This window comes from Streptomyces sp. NPDC055254 (assembly GCF_053606025.1).
This window is the reverse complement of record NZ_JBSGQV010000002.1, coordinates 187,249-204,108: the sequence shown is the minus strand read 5'-3', so window position 1 is coordinate 204,108 and position 16,860 is coordinate 187,249. Positions and strand designations below refer to the sequence as shown.

11 protein-coding genes are annotated in these 16,860 nt (G+C 68.3%); 10 read left to right on the top strand and 1 reads right to left on the bottom strand.

Annotation, left to right across the window (positions count from 1 at the left end; genetic code table 11):
- The first annotated feature begins 3 nt into the window (after positions 1–3).
- From secE to ACWFQ8_RS03110, 8 genes are all read left to right on the top strand, one after another.
- Positions 4–285, top strand: a complete 282-nt coding sequence (gene secE, locus ACWFQ8_RS03145) for a preprotein translocase subunit SecE (protein ID WP_384539873.1) — start codon at positions 4–6, stop codon at positions 283–285.
- An 84-nt stretch (positions 286–369) separates the two neighbouring features.
- Entirely contained in the window at positions 370–1,290 is a 921-nt protein-coding gene (nusG, locus tag ACWFQ8_RS03140; protein ID WP_453784435.1) for a transcription termination/antitermination protein NusG, read from the top strand.
- Between the two features lie 193 nt (positions 1,291–1,483).
- Positions 1,484–1,918 carry a 50S ribosomal protein L11 gene (gene rplK, locus ACWFQ8_RS03135; RefSeq protein ID WP_030710298.1) on the top strand — a complete coding sequence of 145 codons (435 nt, stop codon included), beginning with the start codon at positions 1,484–1,486 and terminating at the stop codon, positions 1,916–1,918.
- A gap of 89 nt (positions 1,919–2,007) precedes the next feature.
- Positions 2,008–2,736 (top strand): 50S ribosomal protein L1, encoded by a 729-nt coding sequence (rplA, locus tag ACWFQ8_RS03130; protein ID WP_053682631.1) that lies wholly within the window; start codon positions 2,008–2,010, stop codon positions 2,734–2,736.
- Between the two features lie 495 nt (positions 2,737–3,231).
- Positions 3,232–3,762: a 50S ribosomal protein L10 gene (rplJ, locus tag ACWFQ8_RS03125; RefSeq protein WP_030710304.1), complete on the top strand. Its 531-nt coding sequence runs from the start codon at positions 3,232–3,234 to the stop codon at positions 3,760–3,762.
- Between the two features lie 110 nt (positions 3,763–3,872).
- Entirely contained in the window at positions 3,873–4,256 is a 384-nt protein-coding gene (rplL, locus tag ACWFQ8_RS03120) for a 50S ribosomal protein L7/L12 (RefSeq protein WP_356525203.1), read from the top strand.
- 624 nt (positions 4,257–4,880) lie between these two features.
- Positions 4,881–8,363 carry a DNA-directed RNA polymerase subunit beta gene (gene rpoB, locus ACWFQ8_RS03115; RefSeq protein ID WP_453784434.1) on the top strand — a complete coding sequence of 1,161 codons (3,483 nt, stop codon included), beginning with the start codon at positions 4,881–4,883 and terminating at the stop codon, positions 8,361–8,363.
- Between the two features lie 97 nt (positions 8,364–8,460).
- Positions 8,461–12,360 (top strand): DNA-directed RNA polymerase subunit beta', encoded by a 3,900-nt coding sequence (locus ACWFQ8_RS03110; RefSeq protein ID WP_453784433.1) that lies wholly within the window; start codon positions 8,461–8,463, stop codon positions 12,358–12,360.
- 69 nt (positions 12,361–12,429) lie between these two features.
- Here the strand turns inward: ACWFQ8_RS03110 and ACWFQ8_RS03105 are convergent, their stop codons facing one another.
- Complete coding sequence (locus tag ACWFQ8_RS03105) at positions 12,430–14,883, bottom strand: YfhO family protein (protein WP_453784432.1); 2,454 nt, start codon at positions 14,881–14,883, stop codon at positions 12,430–12,432.
- A gap of 1,093 nt (positions 14,884–15,976) precedes the next feature.
- Between ACWFQ8_RS03105 and rpsL the strand changes: the two genes are divergently transcribed.
- Together rpsL and rpsG are read left to right on the top strand one after the other, a co-directional pair.
- Positions 15,977–16,348 (top strand): 30S ribosomal protein S12, encoded by a 372-nt coding sequence (rpsL, locus tag ACWFQ8_RS03100; protein WP_007265893.1) that lies wholly within the window; start codon positions 15,977–15,979, stop codon positions 16,346–16,348.
- Between the two features lie 2 nt (positions 16,349–16,350).
- Positions 16,351–16,821 (top strand): 30S ribosomal protein S7, encoded by a 471-nt coding sequence (gene rpsG / locus ACWFQ8_RS03095; RefSeq protein ID WP_007265894.1) that lies wholly within the window; start codon positions 16,351–16,353, stop codon positions 16,819–16,821.
- The last annotated feature ends 39 nt before the right edge of the window (positions 16,822–16,860 follow it).

Here is a 16,860-nt window from a genome sequence, read left to right as displayed (position 1 = left end):
GACGTGACGGACGCCCTGGGCTCCATCGACATGCCTGACGCCGAGGACGAGACGCGCGAGAAGAAGCCCCGCAAGGGCGGTAAGCGTGGCAAGAAGGGCCTTCTGGGCCGGCTCGCGCTGTTCTACCGCCAGATCGTCGCGGAACTCCGCAAGGTTGTCTGGCCCACGCGCAATCAGCTCACGACGTACACCACCGTGGTGATTGTCTTCGTCGTCATCATGATCGGTCTGGTGACCGTGATTGACTATGGGTTCCAGGAAGCCATCAAGTTCGTCTTCGGCTGATCCCCGCGGAGGGCGGCGCCTTGATGGGTGCCGCCCGTTTTCGCATGTTCCACCACCTTTTGTATCCAGGAAGAAGCAGCCACCGTGTCTGACCCGAACCTGAACGCGAGCCACGACTCCGTCGAGTCCGTCGAGGACGAGCTCGACATCGTCGAGGCGGCAGACGCTGTGGACCCGGACGAAGCCGAGCTCGCCGACGCCGAGGCGGGTGTCGCCGCCGAAGAGGCCGCGCTGCACGTCGAGTCCGCCGAGGCCGATGCCGAGATCGAGGCCGACGCCGAGGCTGGCGACCAGGTCGAGGTCGACGCGGAACTCGATGAGTCCGCCGACGAGGAGTCCGCCGAGGCCGAGGCCGAAGAGGCCGCCGACGCCGAGCCCGCGGAGCCCGTGGACCCCGTCCAGGCCCTGCGCGAGGAGCTGCGCCTCCTTCCCGGCGAGTGGTACGTGATCCACACCTACGCGGGCTACGAGAAGCGCGTGAAGGCGAACCTGGAGCAGCGCGCCGTCTCGCTGAACGTCGAGGAGTTCATCTACCAGGCCGAGGTGCCCGAGGAAGAGATCGTCCAGATCAAGAACGGCGAGCGCAAGAACGTCCGGCAGAACAAGCTGCCCGGCTACGTTCTCGTCCGCATGGATCTGACGAACGAGTCCTGGGGCGTCGTCCGCAACACGCCTGGTGTCACCGGCTTCGTCGGCAACGCGTACGACCCGTACCCGCTGACGCTGGACGAGATCGTCAAGATGCTCGCCCCGGAGGCCCAGGAGAAGGCCGCCAAGGCCGCCGCGGAAGAGGCCGGTCTGCCCGCGCCCGCCGTCAAGCGCACGATCGAGGTCCTGGACTTCGAGGTCGGCGACTCGGTCACCGTCACCGACGGCCCGTTCGCGACGCTGCAGGCGACCATCAACGAGATCAACCCCGACTCGAAGAAGGTCAAGGGCCTCGTCGAGATCTTCGGCCGCGAGACCCCGGTCGAGCTCAGCTTCGACCAGATCCAGAAGAACTGACCCGCGCTGATCCGCTTCGCGTGAGTGACGGCTTCTGAGCCACAGCTTCCGGACAGGTCAGATCGCCCCTCAAGGGCGGTCTGACCTGCTCGGTTTTATGCCCCGCACTGATACCCGTTATCGTGGTGCGGTATGCCTCCATCCGGATGACCGGTTGGCGGCGAAAAACTCTCACTAGGACCCGGAGAGAGCAATGCCTCCCAAGAAGAAGAAGATCACGGGGCTCATCAAGCTCCAGATCAAGGCCGGTGCGGCCAACCCGGCTCCGCCGGTCGGCCCCGCGCTCGGTCAGCACGGCGTCAACATCATGGAGTTCTGCAAGGCCTACAACGCCGCGACCGAGTCGCAGCGTGGCATGGTCGTGCCGGTGGAGATCACGGTCTACGACGACCGCTCCTTCACCTTCATCACCAAGACCCCGCCGGCCGCGCGCCTCATCCTGAAGCACGCAGGCGTGGAGAAGGGCTCCGGCGAGCCGCACAAGACCAAGGTCGCCAAGCTCACGGCCGCCCAGGTCAAGGAGATCGCCGAGCTCAAGATGCCCGACCTGAACGCCAACGACATCGACGCCGCCGTGAAGATCATCTCCGGCACCGCGCGCTCGATGGGCATCACGGTCGAAGGCTGATCCAGCCACCCCCCAGCACCACCAGTGGTAGGACCAAGCGCTGGTCCGCACCACGACTCCACGCCTGAAGTCACAACACAGGAGCAGAAGTGAAGCGCAGCAAGACTCTCCGCGCTGCGGACGCCAAGGTCGACCGGGAGAAGCAGTACGCCCCGCTCGAGGCCGTCCGTCTCGCCAAGGAGACCTCCGCGACCAAGTTCGACAGCACCGTCGAGGTCGCCTTCCGCCTGGGTGTCGACCCGCGCAAGGCCGACCAGATGGTCCGTGGCACCGTGAACCTCCCGCACGGCACCGGCAAGACCGCCCGGGTCCTGGTCTTCGCGACCGGTGACCGTGCTGCGGCCGCGGAAGCCGCCGGCGCCGACATTGTCGGCGACGACGAGCTGATCAACGAGATCGCGAAGGGCAACCGCCTCAACGAGTTCGACGCCGTGGTGGCCACCCCGGACCTCATGGGCAAGGTCGGCCGCCTCGGCCGCGTGCTCGGTCCCCGTGGCCTCATGCCGAACCCGAAGACCGGCACCGTCACGATGGACGTCGCGAAGGCTGTCACCGAGATCAAGGGTGGCAAGATCGAGTTCCGCGTCGACAAGCACTCGAACCTGCACTTCATCATCGGCAAGGTCTCCTTCTCCGATGAGCAGCTGGTCGAGAACTACGGCGCGGCCCTGGACGAGATCCTCCGTCTGAAGCCGTCCGCCGCGAAGGGCCGCTACATCAAGAAGGCCGCCCTCAGCACCACGATGGGTCCCGGCATCCAGCTGGACTCCAACCGCACCCGGAACCTCCTCGTCGAGGAAGACCCGGCTGCTGTCTGAACGGGCTGAGCCCCTCGGGCTCTCCTGAACGGCCGAACGGGCCCCTCGCCCCCTTCACCGGGTGGCGGGGGGCCCGTTCCCGTGTCCCGGGGCCGCTCGCGCCGCAGGACGGGGCTGCCGGAGCGGGTGGGGGCCGCCACCTGTGGTCGGAGGGGCCGGAGGAGTCGGAGGGTCGGGAGGAGCTCGGGAGGAGGCCGGGAGGCCGGCCTCCGGTCCCGAACCGTGCCGGAGAGGGCCCCTCGGGAGGCGATTTGCCTTGGCTCGACCCCTTCACGTAGTCTTCTCCAGAAGCCAAAGACCGCTGGTCGTTGCCGTGCCCGCAAGGGTTTCGGTGGCCGAAGGATCCGCTGAATGCGGACGTCCTGCGCAGGTGTTCGTGGATACGCTCCCGGAGCAATTCGGTCGAGCTTACGCCCCGTGCGCTTGCGCCGGGGCGTTTCGTTTGTTCAGCCCCTTCTGAGCGGTCCTCATCACCCGGAAGGAGGCCGACGCTCTATGGCAAGGCCCGACAAGGCTGCCGCGGTAGCCGAGCTCACGGACCAGTTCCAGAGCTCGAACGCCGCCGTGCTGACCGAGTACCGGGGTCTCACCGTGGCGCAGCTCAAGACGCTGCGTCGTTCGCTCGGTGAGAACGCCCAGTACGCCGTGGTGAAGAACACGCTGACCAAGATTGCGGCCAACCAGGCCGGGATCACCGCGCTGGACGAGCACTTCGCTGGTCCGACCGCGGTCGCCTTCATCACCGGTGACCCGGTGGAGTCGGCGAAGAGCCTGCGTGACTTCGCCAAGGACAACCCGAACCTCATCATCAAGGCGGGTGTCCTTGATGGTAAGGCGCTCACCGCCGATGAGATCAAGAAGCTTGCGGACCTCGAGTCCCGCGAGGTTCTGCTCAGCAAGCTGGCCGGCGCGTTCAAGGGCAAGCAGTCTCAGGCTGCCTCGCTCTTCCAGGCGCTGCCGTCGAAGTTCGTCCGCACCGCGGAAGCGCTTCGCGTCAAGCTCGCCGAGCAGGGCGGTGCCGAGTAATTCGGCTCGCGCACTGATCCGCGCCGCCTAGCGCGCGGGTCGTAGCGGGCCGTTACGCCCGCCTCTCTATACATCCGGCACCTGCCGAAATAGTGGAAGGATCGCCCATCATGGCGAAGCTCTCTCAGGACGACCTCCTCGCCCAGTTCGAGGAGATGACCCTCATCGAGCTCTCCGAGTTCGTGAAGGCCTTCGAGGAGAAGTTCGACGTCACCGCCGCCGCGGCCGTCGCCGTTGCCGCCCCGGGCGCCCCGGGTGCCCCGGCCGAGGCCGCCGAGGAGCAGGACGAGTTCGACGTCATCCTCACCGGTGCCGGCGACAAGAAGATCCAGGTCATCAAGGTCGTGCGCGAGCTGACCTCCCTGGGTCTCAAGGAGGCCAAGGACCTCGTGGACGGCGCCCCGAAGCCGGTCCTCGAGAAGGTCGCCAAGGAGGCCGCTGACAAGGCTGCCGAGTCCCTCAAGGCTGCCGGCGCGGCTGTCGAGGTCAAGTAACACCTCCGGGGCCTCTCCGAGGCCCCGGTCAAGGGCGATCACCCGTAAGGGTGGTCGCCCTTTGGCGTACCCGCTGTGCCTGATTTGCCCTGGTCTCGTTGGGGAGTAGGGTGATCATCGTTGCCCCGTGGCAGGGTCCGGAGATGATCCGCACGGAGCAGGGGGCCTTGACGAACGGGACGCGGCGCGCAATTCTCAGACCCGTCGCCAGGTCGACCGCCTCGATCCGAGATCCGAGGCATGGATCGGCTACGAAGAGGGCAGTACTCATACGCGCTCCGTGTGCGAGGGCCGCAGGGCCGGGCGCAGCGCGGGACGTGGCGCAGGACGCAAGTGCGGGACGCAGTGTTGGACGAACACGGTGTTGGTTTGAACGACGTGGGGAAGGCCTGTTGCCGGTTTCCGGAAACCTGGTCTGGACATCAGTGAGCCTAGTGGCTACACTGACCCTTTGCGCTGCCTGTTAGCTGCCCCCTGCCCGTCGCCAGGGGCATGCCCACGCTTGAGCACACTTGATCGACCGCCCTGACCTGGCCCTTTCGGCCAGTCCGGGAGCGTACGTCTTCTGTGTCGGCTGGGACCGGTACGCGCGTAGTGAGTCCGAGCCCTCGGAAGGACCCCCTCTTGGCCGCCTCGCGCAACGCCTCGACCAATACGAACAACGGTGCCAGCACCGCCCCGCTGCGCATCTCCTTTGCAAAGATCAAGGAGCCCCTCGAGGTTCCGAACCTCCTGGCGCTGCAGACCGAGAGCTTTGACTGGCTGCTCGGCAACGCTGCCTGGAAGTCCCGCGTCGAGTCGGCTCTTGAGAGTGGACAGGACGTCCCCACCAAGTCCGGTCTGGAAGAGATCTTCGAGGAGATCTCGCCGATCGAGGACTTCTCCGGGTCGATGTCGCTGACCTTCCGCGACCACCGTTTCGAGCCGGCGAAGAACTCCGTCGACGAGTGCAAGGAGCGCGACTTCACGTACGCGGCTCCGCTGTTCGTCACTGCCGAGTTCACGAACAACGAGACCGGAGAGATCAAGTCTCAGACGGTCTTCATGGGCGATTTCCCGCTCATGACCAACAAGGGCACCTTCGTCATCAACGGCACCGAGCGTGTCGTGGTGTCGCAGCTCGTCCGTTCCCCCGGTGTCTACTTCGACTCCTCCATCGACAAGACGTCCGACAAGGACATCTTCTCCGCCAAGATCATCCCGTCCCGGGGTGCCTGGCTGGAGATGGAGATCGACAAGCGCGACATGGTCGGTGTCCGCATCGACCGCAAGCGCAAGCAGTCCGTCACCGTCCTCCTGAAGGCTCTCGGCTGGACCACCGAGCAGATCCTTGAGGAGTTCGGCGAGTACGAGTCCATGCGCGCCACCCTGGAGAAGGACCACACCCAGGGTCAGGACGACGCGCTGCTCGACATCTACCGCAAGCTGCGCCCGGGCGAGCCGCCGACCCGCGAGGCCGCTCAGACGCTGCTCGAGAACCTCTACTTCAACCCCAAGCGCTACGACCTCGCGAAGGTCGGCCGCTACAAGGTGAACAAGAAGCTCGGCGCCGACGAGCCGCTCGACGCCGGTGTGCTCACCACGGACGACGTCATCGCGACGATCAAGTACCTGGTCAAGCTGCACGCCGGCGAGACCGAGACGACCGGCGAGTCCGGCCGTTCGATCGTGGTCGAGACCGATGACATCGACCACTTCGGCAACCGTCGTCTGCGCAACGTCGGCGAGCTCATCCAGAACCAGGTCCGCACGGGTCTGGCTCGTATGGAGCGCGTCGTCCGCGAGCGCATGACGACCCAGGACGTCGAGGCGATCACGCCGCAGACCCTGATCAACATCCGGCCGGTCGTCGCCTCCATCAAGGAGTTCTTCGGCACCAGCCAGCTGTCCCAGTTCATGGACCAGAACAACCCGCTCTCGGGCCTGACCCACAAGCGCCGCCTGTCGGCGCTGGGCCCCGGCGGTCTGTCCCGTGAGCGGGCCGGCTTCGAGGTCCGTGACGTCCACCCGTCGCACTACGGCCGCATGTGCCCGATCGAGACCCCCGAAGGCCCGAACATCGGTCTGATCGGCTCGCTCGCGTCCTACGGTCGCGTCAACGCGTTCGGTTTCGTCGAGACCCCGTACCGCAAGGTCATCGACGGTGTCGTCACCGACGAGGTCGACTACCTGACCGCCGACGAGGAAGACCGCTTCGTCATCGCCCAGGCCAACGCCGGCCTGTCCGACGACATGCGCTTCACCGAGGCCCGCGTGCTGGTCCGCCGCCGTGGCGGCGAGATCGACTACATCGCCGGCGACGACGTCGACTACATGGACGTCTCCCCGCGCCAGATGGTGTCCGTCGCGACCGCGATGATCCCCTTCCTGGAGCACGACGACGCCAACCGCGCCCTCATGGGCGCGAACATGATGCGCCAGGCCGTTCCGCTCATCAAGGCGGAGGCGCCGCTCGTCGGCACCGGCATGGAGTACCGCTGTGCGGTCGACGCCGGTGACTCGATCCGCGCGGAGAAGGACGGTGTCGTCCAGGAGGTCTCGGCCGACTACATCACCGTCGCCAACGACGACGGCACGTACACCACGTACCGCGTCGCGAAGTTCTCCCGCTCGAACCAGGGCACCTCGGTCAACCAGAAGGTCATCGTCAACGAGGGCGACCGGATCATCGAGTCCCAGGTCCTCGCCGACGGACCGGCGACCGAAGAGGGCGAGATGGCCCTCGGCAAGAACCTGCTCGTCGCGTTCATGCCGTGGGAGGGTCACAACTACGAGGACGCGATCATCCTGTCGCAGCGCCTCGTGCAGGACGACGTCCTCTCCTCGATCCACATCGAGGAGCACGAGGTCGACGCCCGTGACACCAAGCTCGGCCCCGAGGAGATCACCCGGGACATCCCGAACGTCTCCGAGGAGGTCCTCGCGGACCTCGACGAGCGCGGCATCATCCGCATCGGTGCGGACGTCGTCGCGGGCGACATCCTGGTCGGCAAGGTCACGCCCAAGGGCGAGACCGAGCTGACCCCGGAGGAGCGCCTGCTCCGCGCGATCTTCGGTGAGAAGGCCCGCGAGGTGCGTGACACCTCGCTCAAGGTCCCTCACGGTGAGATCGGCAAGGTCATCGGTGTCCGCGTCTTCGACCGCGAGGAGGGCGACGAGCTTCCCCCGGGCGTGAACCAGCTGGTCCGCGTCTACGTCGCCCAGAAGCGCAAGATCACCGACGGCGACAAGCTCGCCGGCCGCCACGGCAACAAGGGCGTCATCTCCAAGATCCTTCCGATCGAGGACATGCCCTTCCTGGAAGACGGCACGCCGGTCGACATCATCCTCAACCCGCTGGGTGTCCCGTCCCGAATGAACCCGGGACAGGTCCTGGAGATCCACCTCGGCTGGCTCGCCAGCCGCGGCTGGGACGTCTCCGGCCTGGCCGAGGACTGGGCCGAGCGTCTGAAGGTCATCGGTGCCGACAAGGTCGCGCCCGGTACCAACGTCGCCACCCCGGTGTTCGACGGCGCCCGTGAGGACGAGCTCGCCGGCCTCTTCGAGCACACCATCCCGAACCGCGACGGCGACCGCCTGGTGCTTCCGTCCGGCAAGGCGCGTCTGTTCGACGGCCGCTCCGGTGAGCCGTTCCCGGACCCGATCTCCATCGGGTACATGTACATCCTCAAGCTCCACCACCTGGTCGACGACAAGCTCCACGCTCGGTCGACCGGTCCGTACTCGATGATCACGCAGCAGCCGCTGGGTGGTAAGGCGCAGTTCGGTGGCCAGCGCTTCGGTGAGATGGAGGTGTGGGCGCTGGAGGCTTATGGCGCCGCTTACGCCCTCCAGGAACTGCTGACCATCAAGTCCGACGACGTGACCGGCCGCGTGAAGGTCTACGAGGCCATCGTCAAGGGCGAGAACATCCCCGAGCCGGGCATTCCCGAGTCCTTCAAGGTGCTCATCAAGGAAATGCAGTCGCTCTGCCTCAACGTGGAGGTGCTGTCCTCGGACGGCATGTCCATCGAGATGCGCGACACCGACGAGGACGTCTTCCGCGCGGCGGAGGAGCTCGGTATCGACCTGTCCCGGCGCGAGCCGAGCAGCGTCGAAGAGGTCTGACGGGCCTGATGGGGGGCTCCTGAGTGAGCCCCCCGTCATCCCCGGGACCGTTCAGACCATGATTGAGACTCGACCCCGAAAGAGGGATTGACGCACAGTGCTCGACGTCAACTTCTTCGACGAGCTGCGGATCGGCCTTGCCACCGCGGACGACATCCGAACCTGGTCCCACGGCGAGGTCAAGAAGCCGGAGACCATCAACTACCGCACCCTCAAGCCCGAGAAGGACGGACTCTTCTGCGAGAAGATCTTCGGTCCTACCCGGGACTGGGAGTGCTACTGCGGCAAGTACAAGCGTGTCCGCTTCAAGGGCATCATCTGTGAGCGCTGTGGCGTCGAAGTCACGCGCGCCAAGGTGCGCCGCGAGCGGATGGGCCACATCGAGCTCGCCGCTCCCGTCACCCACATCTGGTACTTCAAGGGCGTCCCGTCGCGCCTCGGATACCTGCTGGACCTCGCGCCGAAGGACCTTGAAAAGGTCATCTACTTCGCCGCGTACATGATCACGTTCGTGGACGACGAGCGCCGCACCCGCGACCTCCCGTCGCTGGAGGCCCACGTCTCCGTCGAGCGCCAGCAGATCGAGAACCGCCGTGACGCGGACCTCGAAGGCCGGGCCAAGAAGCTGGAGACCGACCTCGGCGAGCTGGAGGCCGAGGGCGCGAAGGCCGACGTGCGCCGCAAGGTGCGCGAGGGCGCCGAGCGCGAGATGAAGCAGCTCCGTGACCGCGCGCAGCGCGAGATCGACCGCCTCGACGAGGTGTGGGCCCGCTTCAAGAACCTCAAGGTCCAGGACCTGGAGGGCGACGAGCTCCTGTACCGCGAGCTGCGTGACCGCTTCGGCACGTACTTCGACGGCTGCATGGGCGCCGCCGCGCTGCAGAAGCGTCTGGAGTCCTTCGACCTGGAGGAGGAGGCCGAGCGCCTCCGCGAGATCATCCGTACCGGCAAGGGCCAGAAGAAGACCCGTGCGCTCAAGCGCCTCAAGGTCGTCTCCGCGTTCCTGCAGACCAGCAACAAGCCCAAGGGCATGGTTCTGGACTGCGTGCCGGTCATCCCGCCGGACCTCCGTCCGATGGTGCAGCTGGACGGCGGCCGCTTCGCGACCTCCGACCTGAACGACCTGTACCGCCGTGTGATCAACCGCAACAACCGCCTGAAGCGCCTTCTCGACCTCGGTGCCCCCGAGATCATCGTGAACAACGAGAAGCGCATGCTCCAGGAGGCCGTCGACGCCCTCTTCGACAACGGTCGTCGTGGTCGTCCGGTGACCGGTCCCGGCAACCGCCCCCTGAAGTCCCTCAGCGACATGCTGAAGGGCAAGCAGGGTCGATTCCGCCAGAACCTCCTCGGCAAGCGCGTGGACTACTCCGCGCGTTCCGTGATCGTCGTCGGCCCGCAGCTGAAGCTGCACCAGTGCGGTCTGCCCAAGGCCATGGCGCTGGAGCTCTTCAAGCCGTTCGTGATGAAGCGCCTGGTGGACCTGAACCACGCGCAGAACATCAAGTCGGCGAAGCGCATGGTCGAGCGCGGCCGCACGGTCGTCTACGACGTGCTCGAAGAGGTCATCGCCGAGCACCCGGTCCTGCTGAACCGTGCGCCCACGCTGCACCGCCTCGGCATCCAGGCCTTCGAGCCCCAGCTGGTCGAAGGCAAGGCCATCCAGATCCACCCGCTCGTCTGCACCGCGTTCAACGCGGACTTCGACGGTGACCAGATGGCCGTGCACCTGCCGCTCTCCGCGGAGGCGCAGGCCGAGGCCCGCATCCTGATGCTGTCCTCGAACAACATCCTCAAGCCGGCCGACGGCCGTCCGGTCACGATGCCGACCCAGGACATGGTCCTCGGTCTGTTCTTCCTGACCACCGACGGTGAGCTCCGTGACGTCAAGGGCGAGGGCCGTGCGTTCGGCTCCACGGCCGAGGCGACCATGGCGTTCGACAACGGTGAGCTCGCGCTCCAGTCGTCCGTCGACATCCGCTTCCCGGTGGGCACCATCCCGCCGCGCGGCTGGGTGCCGCCGGTCGCCGAGGAGGGTGAGCAGGAGTTCCAGCCGGGCGACAGCTTCCGTCTGCGGACGACCCTGGGTCGCGCGCTCTTCAACGAGCTGCTGCCCGAGGACTACCCGTTCGTCGACTACTCGGTGGGCAAGAAGCAGCTCTCCGAGATCGTCAACGACCTGGCGGAGCGCTACCCCAAGGTCATCGTGGCGGCGACGCTCGACAACCTGAAGGCGGCCGGCTTCCACTGGGCGACCCGTTCGGGCGTCACCGTGGCCATCTCCGACGTCGTCGTGCCCGAGGCCAAGAAGGCCATCGTCGCGGGCTACGAGGCGATGGACGAGAAGGTCCAGAAGCAGTACGAGCGCGGTCTGATCACCAAGGACGAGCGCACGCAGGAGCTCATCGCGATCTGGACCAAGGCGACCAACGAGGTTGCCGAGGCGATGAACGCGAACTTCCCCAAGACGAACCCCATCTTCATGATGGTTGACTCGGGTGCCCGAGGAAACATGATGCAGATGCGGCAGATCGCCGGTATGCGCGGTCTGGTGTCGAACGCGAAGAACGAGACCATCCCGCGTCCGATCAAGGCGTCCTTCCGTGAGGGCCTCACCGTTCTGGAGTACTTCATCTCCACGCACGGTGCCCGTAAGGGTCTGGCGGACACCGCCCTGCGTACCGCCGACTCGGGTTACCTCACCCGTCGTCTGGTGGACGTCTCGCAGGACGTCATCATCCGCGAGGAGGACTGCGGCACCGAGCGCGGTCTGAAGCTGAAGATCGCCGTTCGCGGCGAGGACGGCGCGCTGCGCAAGGCCGACGACGTCGAGACCTCGATCTACGCCCGCATGCTGGCCGAGGACGTCGTCATCGACGGCAAGGTCATCGCGCCGGCCAACGTCGACCTCGGTGACGTGCTGATCGACGCCCTGGTCGCCAACGGCGTCGAGGAGGTCAAGACCCGTTCGGTCCTGACCTGCGAGTCCGCGGTCGGCACCTGTGCCTTCTGCTACGGACGCTCCCTCGCCACCGGCAAGCTGGTCGACATCGGTGAGGCGGTCGGCATCATCGCCGCCCAGTCCATCGGTGAGCCCGGTACCCAGCTGACGATGCGTACCTTCCACACCGGTGGTGTGGCCGGTGACGACATCACGCAGGGTCTGCCGCGTGTCGTCGAGCTCTTCGAGGCCCGTACCCCGAAGGGTGTCGCCCCGATCTCCGAGGCCGCCGGCCGCGTGCGGATCGAGGAGACCGAGAAGACGAAGAAGATCGTCATCACGCCCGACGACGGCAGCGACGAGACGGCGTTCCCGATCTCGAAGCGCGCCAAGGTCGTCGTGCACGAGGGCGACCACGTCGAGGTGGGCCAGAAGCTCACCGCGGGTGCCACCAACCCGCACGACGTGCTGCGCATCCTCGGCCAGCGTGCGGTCCAGGTCCACCTGGTCGGCGAAGTCCAGAAGGTCTACAACTCGCAGGGCGTGTCGATCCACGACAAGCACATCGAGATCATCATCCGGCAGATGCTGCGCCGCGTGACGATCATCGAGTCCGGCGACGCGGAGCTCCTGCCGGGCGAGCTCGTCGAGCGGTCGAAGTTCGAGACCGAGAACCGTCGTGTGGTCACCGAGGGCGGTCACCCCGCCTCCGGCCGTCCGCAGCTGATGGGTATCACCAAGGCCTCGCTCGCCACCGAGTCGTGGCTGTCGGCGGCGTCCTTCCAGGAGACGACCAGGGTTCTGACGGACGCGGCGATCAACGCCAAGTCCGACTCCCTGATCGGCCTCAAGGAGAACGTCATCATCGGTAAGCTCATCCCGGCCGGTACGGGCCTCGCCCGCTACCGCAACATCCGGGTGGAGCCCACCGAGGAGGCCAAGGCCGCGATGTACTCGGCCGTCGGTTACGACGACATCGACTACTCGCCCTTCGGCACCGGCTCCGGCCAGGCTGTCCCGCTGGAGGACTACGACTACGGCCCGTACAACGGCTGAGACTCGTAAGAAGAAGCCCCCCGCCGCTCCGAGAGGAGCGGCGGGGGGCCTTTTCGTTGCCGGGGCGGGTCAGGCGCGGCGGCGGCGCGCGCCCACGGCGGCCGCGAGGAGGACCAGCAGGCCGAGGGCGCCTCCGGCCAGGCCCGGCGCGAGACCCCTGGGGGTGAAGGTGCAGGACACCCTGTCCGTGCCCGGGGCGAGGTCCACGGCCAGGAGGCCGTGGAAGGGCTTCACGGGGGCCGAGCACCGCCAGCCGGGGACGGCGGTCGCGGCGATGACCGCCGTGCCGCCGGCGTGCGCGGGGAGGGCGGCGTCGATGCTGTGGCCGCCGACCTCCACCGAGGTGGCGCCGGTGGTGGTGAGGTGGCGCACGGCCGTGTCGAGGGCCGGTCGGTCCAGGCAGCCGAGCGGGTGGTCGCCGGCGGTGGCGCCCTGGGTGCGGGTCTCCACGGTGACCTCGACCCGTCCCGAGGCCGGGACCGGGCCCAGCGGGACGACGCCGGTCACCAGGTCCTCCAGCACCGTGCTCGCGGGGCCGGCGCGCAGGGTGCCGTAGAGGGCGGGGGAGTACCAGAAGGCCTCGGAGCCGGGGGCGCAGTCGGCGGCGTACGTCTGCTCGGTGGGGGTGCCGCCGCGGGTGACCTCGGGGACCCGGTAGACGGTGGCGCCCAGGACGTTCTCCTGGCGGGCGTAGACGCTGTCCGCCGGGTTGGGCGAGGTGTACGGGGCGGTGCGGACGGTGACCAGCGGGGGAGCGGGGAACCTCGTCCCCGTCCAGCTGCCCGGTGCGGCGCCCGGGCGGACCCGCGCGCCGATGGAGAAGATCGCGTCGAGCACCGGGTTGTCGGCGCCGAAGATGGTCCGCCCGTCGTTCTTGTAGCCGTGGCCGAGGGGCTCCAGGGCCCGGTACGTGGCCTCGGGCAGGTAGCTGCTGTAGTACTGCGGCCCTTCCGCGCGCAGGGCGAGGGCGTCGTTGTACGAGGTCTGCGGCGCGCCCGAGTCGGTCCGGTAGGCGGGCCAGCCGGCCACGCTCCGGACGGCGTCGAAGTGCTCGTTCACCGAGCGGTTCGAGGTGGCGACGGGCTGCGCCCAGCGCTCGCGCGCGCGGCGTGCGTCCGCGTTGGCGGCGGCCGCCGTGGACTCGGCGAGGACGACGCCGACCATGAGGACGGCCGCGACCGGGACCAGGTACCGGCGTTCCTCGCCGAGGGCGAGCAGGACCAGCGCCAGTAGGGAGACCGCCCCGCCGCCCAGCACGGCGGGCCAGGTCGCGCCGCCGAAGTCGTTGGTGCCCCGGAGTACGAAGGTGGCCGCGACCAGCAGCCCGGTGACCAGGGCGAGGTGCGCCGGGCGGGGGCGGTGGGCCAGGGACAGCCAGGCCACGACCACCAGCATCCCGCTGAAGACGAAGGCCTCGCGGTACGGGTTGCCGTTCGGCACCGCCAGGCCGTGCCACACGTACTGGGTGGGCGGGAACTGGAAGGAGGCGGCGACGAGCAGGATCGCGGCGGCCCACACCATGCGGGTCCGCTTCGCGACGGCGGTGTTGAGGAGGAAGGACCCGGCCAGGATCAGGCCGAGCGAGGCGACGTAGAGCCGGGGCCGGCCGCCCCACAGGTGGGTGGCCGGGAGCATGCCGGAGAGGAAGATCTCGATCCGCACCGGGTCGAAGGCGGCGGCCCCGGTGGGCTGGGCGGCGCCGCTGGACAGGAACGAGGGCAGCAGGAGCGGCAGGGTGAGCAGGATGCCGGTCCCGGCGGCCGTCGCCGCGCGCCACAGCGCGCGCAGGCGTTGGCCGCCCGACATGTCGCGGGTGGCGAGGCGGACGGCGAGCAGGACGCAGGCGGCCATCGTGGCCATCATCGCGGTGTAGAAGTTCCCGAACCAGGCGAGAGCGACCAGCAGGGCCACCCCGGGCCAGCGGCGCTCCTCCAGGCACCACTCCACGGCGATGCCGAGCAGCGGGAGCGCGACCAGGCCCCACAGCCACATGGGGATGTACGAGGCGTCGGAGAGCGCCCAGCCGCAGAGCCCGTAGCAGGCGCCGAGCACGCCCCGCTGCCACCAGGGGCCGGGGAGCAGCTTGCCGAGGTACACCGTCATCACCGCGGCGGCGGTGCCCATCGTGATCGGGGTGATCGCGAAGACGGCGAGGTCGACGTGGGCGCGGGGGACGAGGACGGCCAGCCAGGAGAAGGGGTTGCCGAGGTACGTGTAGTAGTCGGACAGGAACTGCTGGCCGAATCCGCCGCGCCAGGTGAAGAGGAGGTCGCCGGCGGCCTCGCCGTGCACGAGGTCCCACAGGGCGCGGTGGAAGGGTACGTACTGGTTGGCCTGGTCGTTGACGGCCCGGCCGGTGTTGCCGAAGGGGAAGGTGCCCCGGGCCACCCAGGCCGCGCAGAACGCGGTCGCCGTGACGAGGAAGGCGAGCAGCGGCCCGCGCGTCCGGGTGAACCGGCGCGAGGCCAACGACCTTCGGGTATAGGGGAGTTGGGTGTCGACTGTGGTCTGTTCCGGTGCCACGGTCCCCAATGTCCTGCTCCCTGCTGGTCGGTTGCTCGGATGCGCGGCGGGTCGATCTGTACGCGGCGGCGCCGGGCAAGCCTCCAGTTTAGGTCGCCGCGGCGGAGCGGCCCGCCGGTGGCGGGCGGGTCCGGGGGCGCGAAAGGGGGCTGCCGGGCGCCGAGTTGACGCGCCGGGACGGGGGCGGCGGCGGAGACGGACGCCGGCGCGGCCCGCCGGCCGGGGCTCCGGCGGGAGCGCGCCAGGAGTCCGGCCGGGGGGAGGCGGGGTCGGCGGGTCGGCGGTCCGTCCGGTCGCCGCGCCGCACCAGCAGGGCGGGTGAACCGCCGCCCCCGGGCGAGGTGGCCTCCTGCCGACGCGCCGGGGGCGGGGGAGGCCGGGGAGGAGCCGACCGGCGGCGGGGCACGGAGCGGGGCCGGGAGCGTGATCGCCTCCGCCGGGCCCGGGCCGAGAGCCCTGCCGGCCCCGGCCGCAAACCCCCGCTCAGTCCTCGCCGGGCCCCGGCCGAGAACCCCGCCCGGCTTCCGCGGGGCCCGTCGAGAATCCCGCCGGCCCCGGCCGCAAACCCGCTCGGTCCTCGCCGGGCCCCGGCCGAGAACCCCGCCCGGCTTCCGCCGAGAGCCCCGCCGGCCTCGGCCGCAGACCCCCGCTCAGTCCTCGCCAGGCCCCGGCCGAGAACCCCGCCCGGTCTCCCCCCGGCCCCCGCCGAGAACCCCGCCCAGCCCTCGCCGGGCCCGCGGCGGCGCGCCGGCGGTCGACGGGGCGCGCGGCCGGGCGAGCCGGATGATCCGGCCGTCGCCCCCGCCCCGGCGCCGGCGCGGTCTCGTACGCCCCGCTTGCGCCCGGCGTGTTTTCGTGCTGGGCATTTGTTTTGACCTACCTCTGTGAGGTAGGTACGCTCTGACCTTGTGCCTGGGGTGTGCCCTGGGCTCCCGCGTGTGCGTCAGACCCCGCGGAGAGCCGAGAAGACCACACCGCGATCTGCGCCTCTCTCACTTCGGTGAAGGCGTGCAGTATCCGACACACCCGACCGCGTGGGTCGGGCGAGTTCCAGGTTAGTTTCACTACACGGCACACAGAAACCGGAGAAGTAGTGCCTACGATCCAGCAGCTGGTCCGTAAGGGCCGGCAGGACAAGGTCGAGAAGACAAAGACCCCCGCGCTCGAGGCTTCGCCCCAGCGTCGCGGCGTCTGCACGCGTGTGTTCACGACCACCCCGAAGAAGCCGAACTCGGCGCTCCGTAAGGTCGCGCGTGTGCGTCTGACCTCCGGCATCGAGGTCACCGCTTACATTCCGGGTGAGGGACACAACCTGCAGGAGCACTCGATCGTGCTCGTGCGTGGTGGCCGTGTGAAGGACCTGCCGGGTGTTCGTTACAAGATCATCCGCGGTGCGCTTGACACCCAGGCTGTCAAGAACCGCAAGCAGGCCCGCAGCCGCTACGGCGCCAAGAAGGAGAAGTAAGAATGCCTCGTAAGGGCCCCGCCCCGAAGCGCCCGGTCATCATCGACCCGGTCTACGCATCTCCTCTGGTGACGTCGCTCATCAACAAGATCCTCCTGAACGGCAAGCGCTCCACCGCCGAGCGCATCGTTTACGGCGCCATGGAAGGCCTCCGCGAGAAGACCGGCAACGACCCGGTCATCACGCTGAAGCGCGCGCTGGAGAACGTCAAGCCGTCGCTTGAGGTCAAGTCCCGCCGTGTCGGTGGCGCGACCTACCAGGTCCCCGTCGAGGTCAAGCCGGGTCGCCAGTCGACCCTGGCCCTCCGCTGGCTCGTGGGTTACTCCCGCGCCCGTCGTGAGAAGACCATGACCGAGCGCCTCATGAACGAGCTGCTCGACGCCTCCAACGGTCTTGGCGCTGCCGTCAAGAAGCGCGAGGACACGCACAAGATGGCCGAGTCCAACAAGGCCTTCGCGCACTACCGCTGGTAGTCCCAACCCCCATCGAGACCGAGAGAAGACTGAGCCGAT